14 protein-coding genes and 2 pseudogenes are annotated in these 13,558 nt (G+C 69.0%); 7 read left to right on the forward strand and 9 right to left on the reverse strand.

From position 1 onward, the window contains the following. Positions 1 to 86 precede the first annotated feature (86 nt). The 3 genes from ACFWWR_RS26250 to ACFWWR_RS26260 all read left to right on the forward strand — a co-directional run bounded on the left by ACFWWR_RS26250 (position 87) and on the right by ACFWWR_RS26260 (position 3,745). Entirely contained in the window at positions 87 to 1,265 is a 1,179-nt protein-coding gene (locus ACFWWR_RS26250; RefSeq protein ID WP_384305602.1) for a DUF2993 domain-containing protein, read from the forward strand. A gap of 400 nt (positions 1,266 to 1,665) precedes the next feature. Beyond that, positions 1,666 to 1,797: a hypothetical protein gene (locus tag ACFWWR_RS26255; protein WP_384305605.1), complete on the forward strand. Its 132-nt coding sequence runs from the start codon at positions 1,666 to 1,668 to the stop codon at positions 1,795 to 1,797. Positions 1,798 to 1,969: 172 nt separating this feature from the next. Then, a complete protein-coding gene (locus ACFWWR_RS26260) occupies positions 1,970 to 3,745 on the forward strand; it encodes an ABC transporter ATP-binding protein (RefSeq protein WP_384305607.1) in 1,776 nt (591 codons plus the stop codon). A gap of 17 nt (positions 3,746 to 3,762) precedes the next feature. On the opposite strand, the gene ACFWWR_RS26265 is transcribed toward ACFWWR_RS26260, so the two are convergent. The 4 genes from ACFWWR_RS26265 to ACFWWR_RS26280 all read right to left on the reverse strand — a co-directional run bounded on the left by ACFWWR_RS26265 (position 3,763) and on the right by ACFWWR_RS26280 (position 5,085). Then, a complete protein-coding gene (locus ACFWWR_RS26265; protein WP_384305609.1) occupies positions 3,763 to 4,002 on the reverse strand; it encodes a hypothetical protein in 240 nt (79 codons plus the stop codon). Continuing rightward, entirely contained in the window at positions 3,999 to 4,325 is a 327-nt protein-coding gene (locus tag ACFWWR_RS26270; protein WP_383866699.1) for a DUF6247 family protein, read from the reverse strand. Before ACFWWR_RS26270 ends, ACFWWR_RS26265 begins: the two co-directional genes overlap by 4 nt. Before the next feature lie 125 nt (positions 4,326 to 4,450). After that, positions 4,451 to 4,762: a hypothetical protein gene (locus ACFWWR_RS26275; protein WP_383866697.1), complete on the reverse strand. Its 312-nt coding sequence runs from the start codon at positions 4,760 to 4,762 to the stop codon at positions 4,451 to 4,453. Then, a complete protein-coding gene (locus ACFWWR_RS26280; RefSeq protein WP_384305612.1) occupies positions 4,759 to 5,085 on the reverse strand; it encodes a hypothetical protein in 327 nt (108 codons plus the stop codon). The genes ACFWWR_RS26275 and ACFWWR_RS26280 overlap by 4 nt, the downstream gene beginning before the upstream one ends. 125 nt (positions 5,086 to 5,210) lie before the next feature. Here ACFWWR_RS26280 and ACFWWR_RS26285 point away from each other — a divergent pair. From ACFWWR_RS26285 to ACFWWR_RS26300, 4 genes and pseudogenes are all read left to right on the forward strand, one after another. Then, positions 5,211 to 6,042 (forward strand): annotated as a pseudogene (locus ACFWWR_RS26285) (helix-turn-helix domain-containing protein). Positions 6,043 to 6,077: 35 nt separating this feature from the next. Continuing rightward, a pseudogene (locus tag ACFWWR_RS26290) lies at positions 6,078 to 6,242 on the forward strand (DUF397 domain-containing protein); the annotation flags it as partial. Positions 6,243 to 6,332: 90 nt separating this feature from the next. Next, positions 6,333 to 6,680, forward strand: a complete 348-nt coding sequence (locus ACFWWR_RS26295; protein ID WP_383866689.1) for a hypothetical protein — start codon at positions 6,333 to 6,335, stop codon at positions 6,678 to 6,680. Next, positions 6,677 to 7,003 carry a hypothetical protein gene (locus ACFWWR_RS26300; RefSeq protein WP_383866687.1) on the forward strand — a complete coding sequence of 109 codons (327 nt, stop codon included), beginning with the start codon at positions 6,677 to 6,679 and terminating at the stop codon, positions 7,001 to 7,003. The genes ACFWWR_RS26295 and ACFWWR_RS26300 overlap by 4 nt, the downstream gene beginning before the upstream one ends. A gap of 60 nt (positions 7,004 to 7,063) precedes the next feature. On the opposite strand, the gene ACFWWR_RS26305 is transcribed toward ACFWWR_RS26300, so the two are convergent. From ACFWWR_RS26305 to ACFWWR_RS26325, 5 genes are all read right to left on the reverse strand, one after another. Continuing rightward, complete coding sequence (locus ACFWWR_RS26305; protein ID WP_384305614.1) at positions 7,064 to 9,133, reverse strand: pectinesterase family protein; 2,070 nt, start codon at positions 9,131 to 9,133, stop codon at positions 7,064 to 7,066. Positions 9,134 to 9,270: 137 nt separating this feature from the next. Next, on the reverse strand, positions 9,271 to 10,143 hold the full coding sequence (locus tag ACFWWR_RS26310; protein ID WP_383866683.1) for a hypothetical protein: 873 nt from the start codon (positions 10,141 to 10,143) through the stop codon (positions 9,271 to 9,273). 170 nt (positions 10,144 to 10,313) lie between these two features. After that, complete coding sequence (locus ACFWWR_RS26315; RefSeq protein ID WP_384305617.1) at positions 10,314 to 11,249, reverse strand: aminoglycoside phosphotransferase family protein; 936 nt, start codon at positions 11,247 to 11,249, stop codon at positions 10,314 to 10,316. Positions 11,250 to 11,258: 9 nt separating this feature from the next. Next, on the reverse strand, positions 11,259 to 12,722 hold the full coding sequence (locus ACFWWR_RS26320; RefSeq protein WP_384305620.1) for an ATP-binding protein: 1,464 nt from the start codon (positions 12,720 to 12,722) through the stop codon (positions 11,259 to 11,261). Further along, complete coding sequence (locus ACFWWR_RS26325) at positions 12,719 to 13,456, reverse strand: response regulator transcription factor (RefSeq protein WP_384305622.1); 738 nt, start codon at positions 13,454 to 13,456, stop codon at positions 12,719 to 12,721. The genes ACFWWR_RS26320 and ACFWWR_RS26325 overlap by 4 nt, the downstream gene beginning before the upstream one ends. Positions 13,457 to 13,558 lie beyond the last annotated feature (102 nt).

Genomic DNA, 13,558 nt, shown 5'->3' on the forward strand with positions numbered 1-13,558 from the left:
AGGAGGCCGCGCGGTGATCGTGAGCTGAGTCGCATACCTCGGGTTGAGGTTGCGGGTGGGGGGCACACGCATGGTCGGATGGATCGATGCGCGCCCCCCACCACATATCGACCCAGCCCTACGCAGACCCGTATGCAGTTCCTGCAGTTCCTGCAGTTCCTGAAGTGCCCGAGGCGCTGGGCGAGGACGAGTCATGGTCCCCGCCCCAGCACCGCCGGGGCGGCAGGCGCCGTCGGCGCGGCCGCTTCGCCGGACTGCCGTTCGCGCTGAAGGCGGTGGTGGGCCTGTCGGTGCTAGCCGCCTTCCTCGCCCTCGGTGACCGCTGGGCCGTGCTCTACGCCGAGCAGCGGGCGGCGGACGCCCTCAAGGACCGTATGAAGCTGTCCGCGGCACCCGAGGTGAAGATCGGCGGCTTCCCCTTCCTGTCCCAACTCGTCGGTGGGCGCCTGGACTCGGTGAAGGTGACCGTCCCTGACGTGGCGGCCGACCGGGTCACGCTGGCCTCGGTCTCGGCGACGGCCCAGGACGTCACCCTCGAAGGCGACGGGCCGACCTCCGTGAGCGGGGCCCGCATTCCCGAGCTGCGCGGTGACGTGCTGCTCTCCTTCGCCGACATGAACCGTGAACTCGGCGCGTCCCAGGTGACGTTCACGGGCGCCGACCGCGACCGGATCCTGGCGCGCGGCACGCTGCCGGTCGCCGGACACGATCTGCGGCTGCGGGCCGACGTCCGCATCGGGCGCGACGGCGACCAGGGCATCGCCACGACGATCGGCGGAATGCGCCTGAACGTGGGAGACCTGGCGACGTACCGGCCCGGCGTCCGCGCCTCGGAGGGCCTGCACCTGACGCCCAAGTCGGCCGCCGGGCTGGCTCGTGAGACCCGCAAGGTGCGCGCGCTGCTGGGCGTGCCGTCGGTCGTACGGACCATGGGGGTACCGGACACGACCGTCCGCGAGGCACTGCGCAACGACGACAAGCTCGCCGGACTGACCGGTTCCCGCGACTTCGTCCACCAGGCCATGCGGGTCAACCTCCTCGACCTGACGCTGGCCCACCCCGAGGTGCTCGACCGCCTCGGCTTCGACCCGGCGCTCCTCGACGCCCTCTCCCGGCTCACCCGCCCGGTCCTCTCCGACCAGCTCTCCCTCGGCTTCCAGCTGCCCGAGTTGCCCCGGGGCGAGCTGCGGCTGCGGGACGTACGGGTGGAGAAGGACGGGATCAGGGTCCGGCTGGCGGGGCAGGGACTGGCCTTCGGCGACTGAGGCCGTATTAAAGCCTGTGTGAGTTCTGCTTTGGTTCCGCACGCCTCCTGAAAATGCTTTTAGGCGCAATTCATCGATCTCTCAGCGGAATTGGCTTTTTCCGGTCCGGGTGTCCAGTAATGTTTTCCATGTCGACAGCGAACGACACGAAAGCGAAGACGGAAAGACGGAAAGAAGGAGAGCCGCATGAGCTTCCACAAGATCGCCTCGGTGAAGAAGACCTGCAAGACCGCCCCGAAGCCCAAGAAGGCCGCACCCAAGAAGTCCGCGCCGAAGCGCCGGCCGGTCGCCCGCAAGGGCTGACAAAGAATTCACCAAGGTAAATAACAGTAATTCAAAGGTGATTGCAGCAGATCGGTAGAAGGACTGTTGCAGAACCGCAGCAGAAAGGAACACAGGCATGAGCTTCCACAAGATCGCCCCCATGAAGAAGACCCGCAAGGCTGCCCCGGCGCCCAAGAAGGCCGCGCACAAGAAGGCCGCGCCGAAGAAGGCCGCCCCGAAGCGTCGCCCGGTGGCGCACAAGGGCTGAGGCGCAAGGCCGCGAGGCGGGGCCACCGGTGGGCGAGCACGACTCGCGCCGGGGGCCCCGCCTCGGCCATGTCCGCCGCGATCCGCCGTGGTCAGCCGTAGCCCGTTGTCCCGCCCGTAGCCCGTACTCCGCCATAACCCGTTGTCCGCCGTAGGAACAGGGAGAGTCGACCATGAGCGAAGTCCGCGAGGCCTTCCGCCGTTTCTGGCCGCTGACGCGCGGCGACCGCAAGTGGCTGCTGGCGATCATCGGCTGCGTGGTGGTGTCCGCGCTCGCCGAGACCGCCTCGATCCTGCTGTTCGCGCGGCTCACCGACAACGCCCTGGAGGACGGCTCGCTCGACGCCTTCTGGGGCCCGGCCGGAGCCTGGCTGGCCGTGGCCGCGCTGGGCGCGCTGGTCGGCTACCTCGGCAACTCGCTCGCCACCTGGACGGCCGAGAGATTCGTCCTGCGCCTGCGGGCGGGCGTCTTCCGGCACGTCCAGGACCTCCCCCCGCACTTCTTCCAGAAGCACCGTCAGGGCGACCTGGTCGAGCGCCTCACCGGAGACGTGGAGGCCATAGAGCAGATGGTCGTGTCCGGGGTCGTGGGCACGGTGTCGGCCGCCTTCTCCGCCGTCTTCTACGCGGTGGCCGCCTTCTGGCTCCGCTGGGACCTGGCCCTCGTCACCTTCGTCCTCGCCCCTCTCTTCCTCCTCGCCGCCCGCCGCTTCTCCGGCCGCATCAAGGAGGCATCCCAGGACGAACGGGTCGCCGACGGCGCGATCACGTCGGTGGTCGAGGAGTCCCTCGGCAACGTCGTCCTGACCCAGGCGTACAACCGGCAGAGCGACGAGGCCCGCCGCCTCGACCGCGAGGCCCGCGCGTGGATGAAGGCATCGGTCCGCGGCGCCCGACTGAGCGAGATGTACGAGCAGTTCGTCGAGGTCGTCGAGACGGTGTGCGTCCTCACCGTCATCGGCCTCGGCGTCTGGGAGATCTCGGCCGACCGCATGACCCTCGGTCAACTCCTCGCCTTCGCCGCCTTCATCGGCTACCTCTACCCCCCGGTCCGCAACCTCGGCCAACTCGGCCTCACCCTCACCGCGGCGACGGCGGGCGCCCAGCGCCTGAACGAGATCCTCGACGCCGAGCCCTCCGTCGCGGACCCCGCCGACCCCGTCCGCGCCTGGCCCGTCCGAGGCTGGGTCGGCTTCCACGGAGTGTCCTTCCGCTACCCGACCGCGACCCGCGATTCCCTCGACGACGTCACCTTCACGGCCACCCCCGGCGAACTGGTCCTCATCACCGGCGCGAGCGGTGCGGGCAAGTCCACCCTTTCCAAACTCCTCACCCGCTTCTACGACCCCTCGGCCGGCGTGATCACCCTGGACGGCGTCCCGCTCACGGACGTACCCCTGGACTTCCTGCGCGAGCAGGTGGCCCTCCTGCCCCAGGAAACCCTGATCCTCAACGGCACCATCCGCGACAACATCGAGTGCGGCCGCCCGGGCGCCACCGACGCGGACATCGAACGCGCCGCGAGGTCCGCCGCAGCCCACGACTTCATCACCGCGCTCCCCGAGGGCTACGACACCGCCATCGCCCCCGGCACGGCGGCCCTCTCCGGCGGCCAGCTCAAGCGCATCACCATCGCCCGCGCCATGCTCCGAGCCGCCCCGGTCCTGGTCCTGGACGAACCGACAGCAGGCCTCGACTCGGTCGCCGCCCGCCAGGTCGTCCGCCCCCTACGCCGCCTGATGTCCGGCCGCACGACCATCATGATCACCCACGACCTGAGCCTGGCCCCGGACGCCGACCGCATCCTGGTCGTCGACGAGGGACGGCTGGTGGAGACAGGTACGCACGCGGAGCTGGTGGCGCGGGGCGGGACGTATGCCCGGCTGGCGGGGCCGATGCCGGAGGTGGCGGAGGGGAGGGCGGAGGACACGATGGTGCTGCGGCTGTGAGACGGCGGGCCGGCTGGTCAGAGAGCGACCACGTCGATGACGTTGATGACCACGTGGCGGTTGGACACCACGTACGTGATGAAGCCGTCCTGGAAGGCGGCCGACCAGCTGTTGTCACGGTTGCTGATCGCGGGCGGGCCGAAGGGATTGAGGCTGAGCCGCTTTTCGAGCTCTTCCAGGGAAGCGCGCTGGGGCGCCTTCAGGGCGGCCTTTCGGTGAGCAGCGCGGTCGACGTACCTGATCGCGTAGGCACTCACCCGGACCTGCCCGCGTCGATCGGCCGGTTCTCGGCGTCGTAGGCGTTGCCGTCCGCGTCCCGGAAGACCAGGCCCTCGGTGTCGCCCTCGGTCATGCGCTTGACCGTCTGCTCGACCTCGTCCAGATAGCCAGGCGTCGCGCAGGCGCAGGCGAAGGGGAACCACTTGTCGGTCACGGCGTCGAGCGCCGACTGATCGAAGTCGGCGGCCGCGCTGAGCCAGTCCTGCTCGAAGCCCTGCAACCAGTCGGGTCGCCGTTGCAGAGCGGCTCGGATCGCCTCGGGAGTTCTCTCGCAGGAGTGGGGATCCACCTCATGAGCCATGATCGGTTTCTCTTCTCCGGCAGGACGACGTGTGGTGACCGGACGTGGTGACCGGACATCCACGGTAGAGCTTGCCGGGTGCGGAGTGCCCAAGGATGAGGGTGATGACGTGGTGAGACCGATGTTCACGGGCCGCTCCGGCGGATGCGTTCGCCGCGGCTGACCGCGATACGGAGGAGGTCCGCCAGGCATTCCGCCGCCCTGGTCAGCGCGAAGCGCACGGCTCGCTCTCCCGCGGTGGTGTCGGCCAGCACGGCCTTGGCCCCCGCGAGCACCTGTTCACCGGATTCCAGCTGGGCCGCCTCCAGGTCGTCGGCGAGCCGGGAGAGCCTGCTGTGGTCGCTGTCGGAGCTGAGGTAGCAGGGGTTGCCTTCGGGCGTGGTCCAGGGCAGCAGACGGAGGCTGCCGGTCGGCGGTGCGTCCTCGGAGGTACTCACGCGGAGACCTCCATCCCGTGGATGTGACGCGGCCCTACGTCGATGCCGTGGACGGCGAGCCACAGGGCGCGGCGTCGCTGCCGTTGGAGCCTGCGCTCGTGGCGTTCTGCCGGGGTGAGGAGGTACGGGCGTACGAGCGGCTGGTCGTCGGGCTCGAAGCTGTCGGCGTGTGCTGCCGCAGCAGGGGCGGGCGCCAACGCCAGTTCAGGGGTGTGGGGGCGGGGGTGCGGTGGGACGGCTCGATGGCGGCCCCTGGCAGGGAGTAGCGCCCGGATGATTGCCAGCAGTAGCAACGCGCAGAACTCAGCGATGCGTTCCCTCATGTCGATGCTCCCTCAGCGTCTGACGAGCGGTGATTACCGTTCGTGCCTCGATCGTCACTGCCCGCACGTACGCTGCGGAAGGGGGTTGGTGTTGTCTGCGGCCCCAGGCAACGGTGAGGGGTGACATGGCCGAACAGGTTGACGTGCAAGGCGAGTCGGGGCGCGCGGCGCTTGGGCGGACGCTTCGGTTGCTGCGTGAGAAGGAGGGCAAGTCCCTGGGGCAGTTGGCCGACGAGACCGGCTACGACAAGAGCTACCTGAGCCGCCTGGAGTCGGGCGAGCGGCTGTCCAAGGTGACGGTCATGGAGGACCTTGACGGGTACTACGGGGCTGGTGACCTGCTGGTTCGCCTCTGGCGGGGCGCGCGCAGGGAGGTCGTCAAGGACAAGTACAAGGCGTTCATGGACCTTGAGGCGACGGCGCGGGTCATGTGGATGTTCCAGTTGCGGGTTCCGGGCCTGTTGCAGACCGAGGACTACGCCCGTGCGGTGTTGTCAGGGTTGTCTGGCGCGCAGACAACGGCTGGCAACGGCGAGGAGGTCGAGGAGCAGGTGGCCTTGCGCATGGGACGGCAGGAGCTGCTGTACCGCGATCCGGCGCCGAGCGTGCGCGTGCTGCTGGACGAGGGGGCGTTGCGGCGCCCGGTTCCCGACGCGAAGGTGTGGAGGGATCAGCTGTCACACTTGGTGGACGCGGCTGAGCTTCCGAATGTCGCGGTCCAGGTACTGCCGTACGCAGCTGGTGTTCACGACCTCATGGACAGTCACCTGTGGCTCCTTTGGCAGAGTCGGCGACCCTGTTGCCTACGCCGAAGGCAACGGCATCGGCGAACTGATCGACGATCCGGACAGAGTCCTGTCCTTCCGTTTGTCCTACGATCTCGTCAGGGACGCGGCGCTGACTCCCGTGGAGTCGACGGCGTTCATCAAGCGCCTTCTGGAGGAGTGCGGATCATGAAGCGAACCCCCAACCTCAGCACCGCTGTGTGGCGCAAGTCGTCCTACAGCGACGGGGGTGGCACGAACTGCCTAGAGGTCGCCGACGGCTACCCCGACCTCGTGCCCGTCCGCGACAGCAAGGTCCCGGACGGCCGGGCGCTCGTCTTCGGTACGGCCGCCTGGTCGGCCTTCCTCACCCACGCGGCGCGCAGCGCGTAACCCAGCCCCGCACCCGGGCGATCAGCTCACGCCGGGGCTGGGAAGCGGACTATCGTCGTACGTGTGGTGCGTCGAAGGAGCGTATTGATCATGCCCGTCCACGCTGTGGAACCCCAGTCGGCCATCCCCCCCATGCCCGAGCGGACCCCGAAGGCGCTGCGTGAAGCCATTGCTCAGCACGCCCCGCAGCTCTTGCCCGACTTCGACGAGCACTGGACGTGGGCTGTCGCTGACGCGTACGACATCAGCACCGTGCCCGCGTTCATGGCCCGGTGGTGGGTCGAGTACGCGATCGCCCGTGATCCGAAGCTCGACGCCCACGTGACCGATCTCCACCACCGTGCGGCAGAGTCCAGCGACCTCGTCGAGGCCAAGGCGCTCATCGAGGAGACGTCCAACATCCGTCACCAAGCGCAGCGGCTGGAGCCCGGTCAGTGACCAGCGGAGGATTCATGGGGCCGCCGTGGCAAATGGACTGGACACTCAAGGCTCAGGCAGCCCGTGACGCGTTGCCCGAGCAGGTGCGGAAGATGGTCGACGCTGTGCGCGCCGAACTGGTCACGGCGGAGGACCCCTATTTCCGGGGCGTCGACACCGACGCGAACCTTCCCCATGGCATGAAGGTCCAGCCGGTCCGTTCCACTGATCCGAAGGGCCGCCGCATCTTCTTCTTCGACAACGGCCACGGTTGGCTGATCTACGCCTTCATTCGGCGCGTAGATGATCCGCAGCTCGTGGTGGAAGAAATCTTCTGGCAGTGAACTGAGCGCAACCTCCTCACCCCCGCAGAGGACAGCCGGGAGTGAGGAGGGCGGCGGACCTCAGGAAGCCGAAGGCGTCCAGTCGCCCAGCCAGTCCGCGACCTCCTGGCCGGCGGCCTGCGCGTCGGTCAGGAGGGGGCGGTCGGTGCTCGCGGCGCCCGCGCCCGCGCCGGTGTTCTTGTACTCGGCGAAGCGGTCGTCCTTCCACGAGAAGCCGCTCATGTCGGTCCAGGGGGTGGTCCGGATCGCCGCGCTGAGGTTGGTGTTGCGGACCGTGGTCTGCGGGTCGAGGGAGGCGTCGCCGCCCGCGTGCCAGGGGCGACCGAGGTAGAAGGTGCGGTCGGAGACGTCGCCGTTGACCGTGGAGTTGGCGATCAGGATGCCCTTGCGGCCCGCCACCGTGCTCGGGGCGGTGACGTAGCCGGCCGAGGTGCCGTTCCAGCGCTTCTTGAGGGTGATGACCGACCGGTCGATCACCGCGGTCGCCCGGCCGAAGATGAAGTCGACGTTGCCGATGACGTAGGAGTTCGCCATGTAGACGCGGCCCAGCTTGTCCTTCGACGCGGTGTCCACCAGCAGGGTGTCCTGGTCGCCGCTGACGATGACGGAGTCCAGGAAGACCTTGTCGGCCGCGGTGCGCAGGGCGACGGCCTGGTGGCCGGAGAGGGACTGGTTGGCGGCCTCGTCGAAGTCGTTGGAGACGGTCAGGTTGCGGGCCTGGAAGTCGTCCGCCTCGACGGCCATGGTGGCGCTGCCCCCGGTGCCGTAGGTGCCGGAACCGTCCGGCTTCGGCGTCCCGGACGCGTTGTTGTAGACGATCACCGTGTCCTTGCGGCTGCCGCCCGTGCCCTGGATGGTGACGTGCGGCTTGTTGGCGGGGACCTTGACGAGCTCGCGGTACGTTCCCGGCTTGACGGAGATCACGACCCGCGAGGGGTTGTTCGCCGGAACGGCGTTCACCGCGGCCTGCACGGTCGAGTACTGCCCGCTGCCGTCCTTGGCGACGGTGAGGGTGGTGGCGGCCGCGGCGGTCGTCGAGGCGGTCGCCGTACCGATCGAACTGCGCGGTCCCACCCCGGACTTGAGCAGCGACGGCACGTCCGCCGTCTTGTCCGCCGTGTACGCGTAGTACGTCTTCGGGTCGAAGGCCGTACCGCCGCTCTCGTTGCGCCCGCTGGTCCCGACGAAGGTGTTGCCCTTCTGGACGATGCTCGCGGTGCTGTCCTTGATGACGGGGTTCTTCATGCCCTGGAAGTAGGAGTTCTCCAGGACCATCTTGGTCGCGCCGCGCGAGTAGTTGCCGTAGGAGGAGTTGATGTCGGTGCCGGCGACGTCCTCCAGGAAGTTGTTGTAGAGGTGCGCGTGGGCCGCGTTGTCCGTGGACGGGTTGCGCTGCTCGGTCTCGCGGATCCAGTTGTGGTGGATCGTGATGTCGGTGACGACGTTCTCGGTCCAGCCGATGCCGAAGGCCTTGTTGTCCTGGCTGAGCTTGTTCCAGGACACGGTCACGTTCGTGGTGTCCTTGCGGACGTCGATCAGCCCGTCGGCCATGTTCCGCAGGTCGTTGTGGTCGATCCAGACGTGGTGGGCGCCGTCCATCTGGATCGCGTCGAAGTCGTGGTCCTTGTCGTTCCAGACACCCTGGTACGCGTCCCGGATCGTCAGGTTCCGGATGATCACGTTGTGGACGCCGGAGCCGAGGAAGAACCCGCCGCCGACGATGTGCCCGGAGGTCCCGGCGCCGACGATCGTCTTGTCGGAGGCGACCTTGATCTCCTTGCCGACCGGGTTCATGTTGATGGTGGCGGCCACGACGATGACGTACGGCTCGGCGGCGGTGGCGTACTTCTCCAGGTCGGCGAGCGTCTTCACGGTGACCGTCTTGCCGTCCCGGCCGCCGTACGTGCCGTTCTGGCCCAGGGAGTTGACGGAGGCGAAGCCGTCGGCGGTGGCGGTCGCCCAGGCAGGGGCGGCGGTGGCCGCGGAGGCCGTTCGCTGAGCGTCCGCGCCGAAGACGCCGAGGTCCGTGCCGTAGGCGAGAGTGCCGGCGGCGGTCAGCGCCAGGGGGACGCCGACCGCCAGCGCGGTCTTCCTTCTGCGGTGGCGGGGCTTGCTGCGGGTTTCACTCACGGCGGTTTCCGATCGAGTCGAGTGACAGGGGGATCACGTCACTTGCTTGTCGGAGCCGGTGGGGGAAAGGTTGCCGCGCCGGTGCGGATCGGTGGCCTCAGGTCCGGATCAAACGCGTCAGGTCCGGATCAAAAACCTCACGCGCAGGTCTTCGGGTCCAGCTTCTGCTCCCACTTGTCCTCACGGCCGTCGGGCTGGCCGTTGGGCAGGAGCTTGTCGGAGGTGCCGTCGATGTAGTAGCCGTAGGAGTAGACCGTGTTGTACCCACGGTCACGCCAACTGTGCACGGTCTTCCGTCCGTCGCCCTTGTCCCACTCGTAGTCCTCGACGTAGAAGATCGGGTTGACGCGCACCACGCGCTGGTACGGCGTCCAGGTCACGGCGACCTGGGTGCACGGCGGGATCGTCTTCTCGCTGCGGCGCTCGAAGGACGAGGTCTTCTCCCAGCCCCACTCGTAGCCGGCGCTGCCGCCGGCGGTGCCAGAGAAGATGCTCTTGGCGAGGGAGAGGCTGATCGAGGCGCCGACGCTCTTCTTGGCGAACGTCTTGGTGCTGTAGCTGCTGACGAAGGTCTCCTTGTCGTCCTTCGAGCCCCGGTTGCCGATCCAGGGGGAGACGCGGACCGGCTCGCCCTTGGTGGACCAGGTCGAGGCCTGCGCGTACCCGCACCAGCCGCGGAAGACCTCCCACGGCCCGGCGGGTATCCACAGCGGAACCACGTCCCGCAGGTACTCGTCGCGGGTCTTGAACTCGCCGGTGTCGACGTTGAGTGCGCCGTAGACGCCCGTCAGGCTTCCCTCCTGCTCACAGAGCCGCTCGATCATCAGGTCGGTGTTCCCGGGGTCGGTGCCCCGGATGTTCGTCGCGCCGCCCGGACCGCTGCCGGCCGCCTGCGCGGAGCCGGTGCCGGCCAGCAGGCCGGTCAGGGCGAGGGCGGCGGAGGCGGTGACCAGGGCGCTCTTCTTGAGAGCTTTGCGCGCCTTGCCACGTGATGTGCGGATGAGTCGCATGGGGGGTGGCTCATTCCTGGGTGCTGTGCACAGGTGCGTGGGGCACCTGTCTGACAGCCCAGGAAGATTGCAGAGAACTCACGAGTAGGGTCGGAATTGCGTGAGGAATGACAGGACATTGACAGGGAAGCGGCGCCACCTGTCGGTTTTTGCCCGCTTACGTGAGCAAGTCACGTGAGCAACTCAGCGAGCCCTTCCGCGAAGTGCACGAACCAGTCTCGACGCGGACCTCCGCGAGCGACCCGGAACCCGTGCCGACGCCCGTGGAACGCGGTCTGGACCGCGTGGAACTGAGCCCACCGCCGCACCCGTTCACGGTCGAGCTCCGCCGCCTCGGTGAAGACGTCCAGGGCGCGGTGCACGGCCTTGGACAGGTCGTCGGCCGCCAGCAGGGCCAGGGCGCGCGACTTGAGCAGGGTGCCGCCGTCGTAGGCGGGATCCCCCGCGTACCCCTTGGGGTCGACGGCCAGCCACGGCTCACGGTCGGCGCGCAGGATGTTCCGGGCGTGCAGGTCACCGTGGATCAGGGTGTCCGGCTGGACGCGCCCCAGTTCACGGACGGTCGCGACGGCGGCATCCAGCACGCGGCCCGGCAGACCGTGTTCCAGTTCCCCGGCGTCCCGGCGCAGCTCTTCCTCCCAGCCGTCGGCCCGCTCCCGCAGGCGGGGCAGCCCGGCCGGCGCCGGAACGGCCAACCGCCGGTTGAGCCGCCCCGCGACGGTCACGATCCCGTCCTCGTCACCGTCCTCGACCTCCCCCAGGGTCCGCGTCCCGACCCGCTCAAGCAGCATCGCGAACCGCTCGTCGTCGCGGGCGTACGGCAGGACGGCCCCCCGCCCGTCCCACGTGGCGAACGCGTCCGGCTCATGGACGTTGCCGGGATGCGGGAACGACACCTTCAGTACGGCGCCCGCCCCATCGCCCTGCCTCTGCAGCACGGGGACGATCACGCCGACGCCCCCGTGCAGCACCTCGCCGTCCGGTACGCAGTCCCAGCGGTCCAGCAACTGGTCGACGAGGTCGGGGAGTGCGGCGATCCACGCCGCCCCCGCCTCGCCCTCGCGCTCTGTAGTGCACCGTACGAACGTCTCCGGTACCGGGATCATCCGGGCACCCTACGGGAGCGGGGCCGCTACCGGCTCGGCGGGCGGAGGCGTCGGCGCCCCCGGCAGTCGTACGGTCGCCACCGTGCCGCCGCCCTCCGCTCGGGCCAGGGTGACCTCGCCACCGGCCTGTTCCACCGTCCGGGCGACGATCGACAGGCCGAGGCCCGAACCGGGCAGGGCGCGGGCGCTGGGGGAGCGCCAGAAGCGGTCGAAGACGTGCGGGAGCTCCTCGGAGGGGATGCCGGGGCCGTGGTCGCGGACGGTGAGCACGCCGTCGGCGAGCTGCACCTCCACGGTGCCGCCCTCGGGACTGAACTTCACCGCGTTGTCCAGGATGTTGACGACCGCGCGCTCCAGCGCGGCCGGTTCCGCGCGGACGAACCAGGGCTGGAGATCGGCCGTGATGGTCAGCTCCGGCCCACGGAGCCGCGCCCGGCGCAGGGCCGACTCGACGGCGTCCTCCAACGCGACGACTTGCAGACGCTCACCCCGCTGCCCCTCCGAACGGGACAGCTCCTGCAGGTCGCCTATGAGGGCGGCCAGCTCGGTCATCTGCGCCTTGACGGAGGCGAGGAGTGCCTTGCGGTCGGCCTCGGGGATGGGACGGCCGGTTTCCTCGCTGCGGGTGAGGAGTTCGATGTTGGTGCGGAGGGAGGTGAGGGGGGTGCGGAGCTCGTGACCGGCGTCGGCGATGAGCTGCTGCTGGAGCTCGCGGGAGTTGGCGAGGGAGGACGTCATCGAGTTGAAGGAGCGGGAGAGACGGGCGACCTCGTCCTCTCTGTCCTCGTCCACGGGGATGCGGATGTTCAAGTCCTCCGTGCGGGCCACGCGTTCGACGGCTTCGGTCAGCTTGTCGACGGGACGGAGGCCGGCACGGGCGACCATGAGGCCGGCAGCTCCCGCGCCGACGACTCCCACACCGGAAACGAGGAGCAGGATCAGGGCGAGTTCGTTGAGGGTGGACTGAGTGCTCTTCAGCGGGACGGCGACGATGAGCCCGACGTTGGGGCCGGCCTCCCCGGTGACGGTGGTGGTGGGACCCATCGGCCGGGTCATCACGCGGACTTCGTTGCCGTCCTCGTCGGTGCCGTTGCGGAAGTAGATCCGACTGATGTCGCCGGCCTTGATCTTGTCCTTGTCGGACTGCGTGACCTTGACCGTGCCCGTGGAGTCGTCGGTGACACAGACCTTTCCGGTCTCCGTGACCACCTGGGAGTAGTTGTTCCGGAAGAAACCATTGCCCTGCGGGGTGGCGGAGCAGTTGGCGAGGGCGGCCTGGGCCTGTTGGATCTGGCCCGGCCCCTTCATGCCCCTCTGCAGGTCGCTGTTGAGCTGCTCGTACAACTTCCCCTGCACGATGAACCAGCAGGTGACCGAAACCGCCGCCACCGCGAACGCCACCGCCGCCGCCACCAGCATCGCCAGCCGCGACCGGATCGGCAGTGACCGGAACCGGCGTGCGACCTTGTTCACTCCGCCCCGCCCTGCCTCAGCACATACCCCACGCCCCGAACCGTGTGCACGAGCCGCGGCTCGCCGCCCGCCTCGGTCTTGCGGCGCAGGTACATGACGTACACGTCGAGGGAGTTGGAGCTCGGCTCGAAGTCGAAGCCCCAGACCGCCTTGAGGATCTGCTCACGGGTCAGCACCTGGCGCGGGTGCGCCATGAACATCTCCAGCAGCGTGAACTCCGTACGGGTCAGCTCCACGGGCCGCCCGGCACGGGTGACTTCCCGCGTCGCGAGGTCCATGCGCAGATCCGCGAAGGTCAGCGCCTCGTCCTCCTCGACCGCGCCCGCCCCGGCCGCCGCCGCGTACGAGCTGCGGCGCAGCAGCGCACGGACGCGGGCGAACAACTCGTCGAGTTCGAAGGGCTTGACCAGGTAGTCGTCCGCGCCCGCGTCCAGCCCCGTCACCCGGTCGCCGACCGTGTCGCGGGCCGTGAGCATCAGGATGGGGGTCGTGTCGCCCGCGCCGCGGATCCGGCGGGCGGCGGTCAGGCCGTCCATGCGGGGCATCTGGATGTCCAGGACGACCAGGTCGGGCTGGTACGCGGTCGCCTTCTCCAGGGCGTCCGCGCCGTCGACCGCGACCTCCGTGTCGTAGCCCTCGAAGGCGAGGCTGCGCTGGAGTGCTTCGCGCACCGCCGGCTCGTCGTCGACGATCAGGATGCGCTGGGTGTCACGGTCGCCATCGGCGGGGCTCATGGGCGTGGATTCCTCGGGTGCGTTGGGACAGTAGGGCTGAAGTCTCTGAACGCTTTCAGCCTCGCATGGTTCCCGGCCGGCGCTGTGGGCCGAGTCGGGTGG

It is taken from the genome of Streptomyces sp. NPDC058678 (assembly GCF_042714835.1).
Classification (GTDB): Bacteria; Actinomycetota; Actinomycetes; order Streptomycetales; family Streptomycetaceae; genus Streptomyces.

Excerpts from the sequence above, each read along its gene's own strand:
- ACFWWR_RS26250 (WP_384305602.1), top strand. The coding sequence starts at position 87 with ATGCGCGCCCCCCACCACATATCGACCCAGCCCTACGCAGACCCGTAT.
- ACFWWR_RS26255 (WP_384305605.1), top strand. The coding sequence starts at position 1,666 with ATGAGCTTCCACAAGATCGCCCCCATGAAGAAGACCCGCAAGGCTGCC.
- ACFWWR_RS26260 (WP_384305607.1), top strand. The coding sequence starts at position 1,970 with ATGAGCGAAGTCCGCGAGGCCTTCCGCCGTTTCTGGCCGCTGACGCGC.
- ACFWWR_RS26270 (WP_383866699.1), bottom strand. The coding sequence starts at position 4,325 with ATGGCTCATGAGGTGGATCCCCACTCCTGCGAGAGAACTCCCGAGGCG.
- ACFWWR_RS26280 (WP_384305612.1), bottom strand. The coding sequence starts at position 5,085 with ATGAGGGAACGCATCGCTGAGTTCTGCGCGTTGCTACTGCTGGCAATC.
- ACFWWR_RS26295 (WP_383866689.1), top strand. The coding sequence starts at position 6,333 with ATGCCCGTCCACGCTGTGGAACCCCAGTCGGCCATCCCCCCCATGCCC.
- ACFWWR_RS26310 (WP_383866683.1), bottom strand. The coding sequence starts at position 10,143 with ATGCGACTCATCCGCACATCACGTGGCAAGGCGCGCAAAGCTCTCAAG.
- ACFWWR_RS26315 (WP_384305617.1), bottom strand. The coding sequence starts at position 11,249 with ATGATCCCGGTACCGGAGACGTTCGTACGGTGCACTACAGAGCGCGAG.
- ACFWWR_RS26325 (WP_384305622.1), bottom strand. The coding sequence starts at position 13,456 with ATGAGCCCCGCCGATGGCGACCGTGACACCCAGCGCATCCTGATCGTC.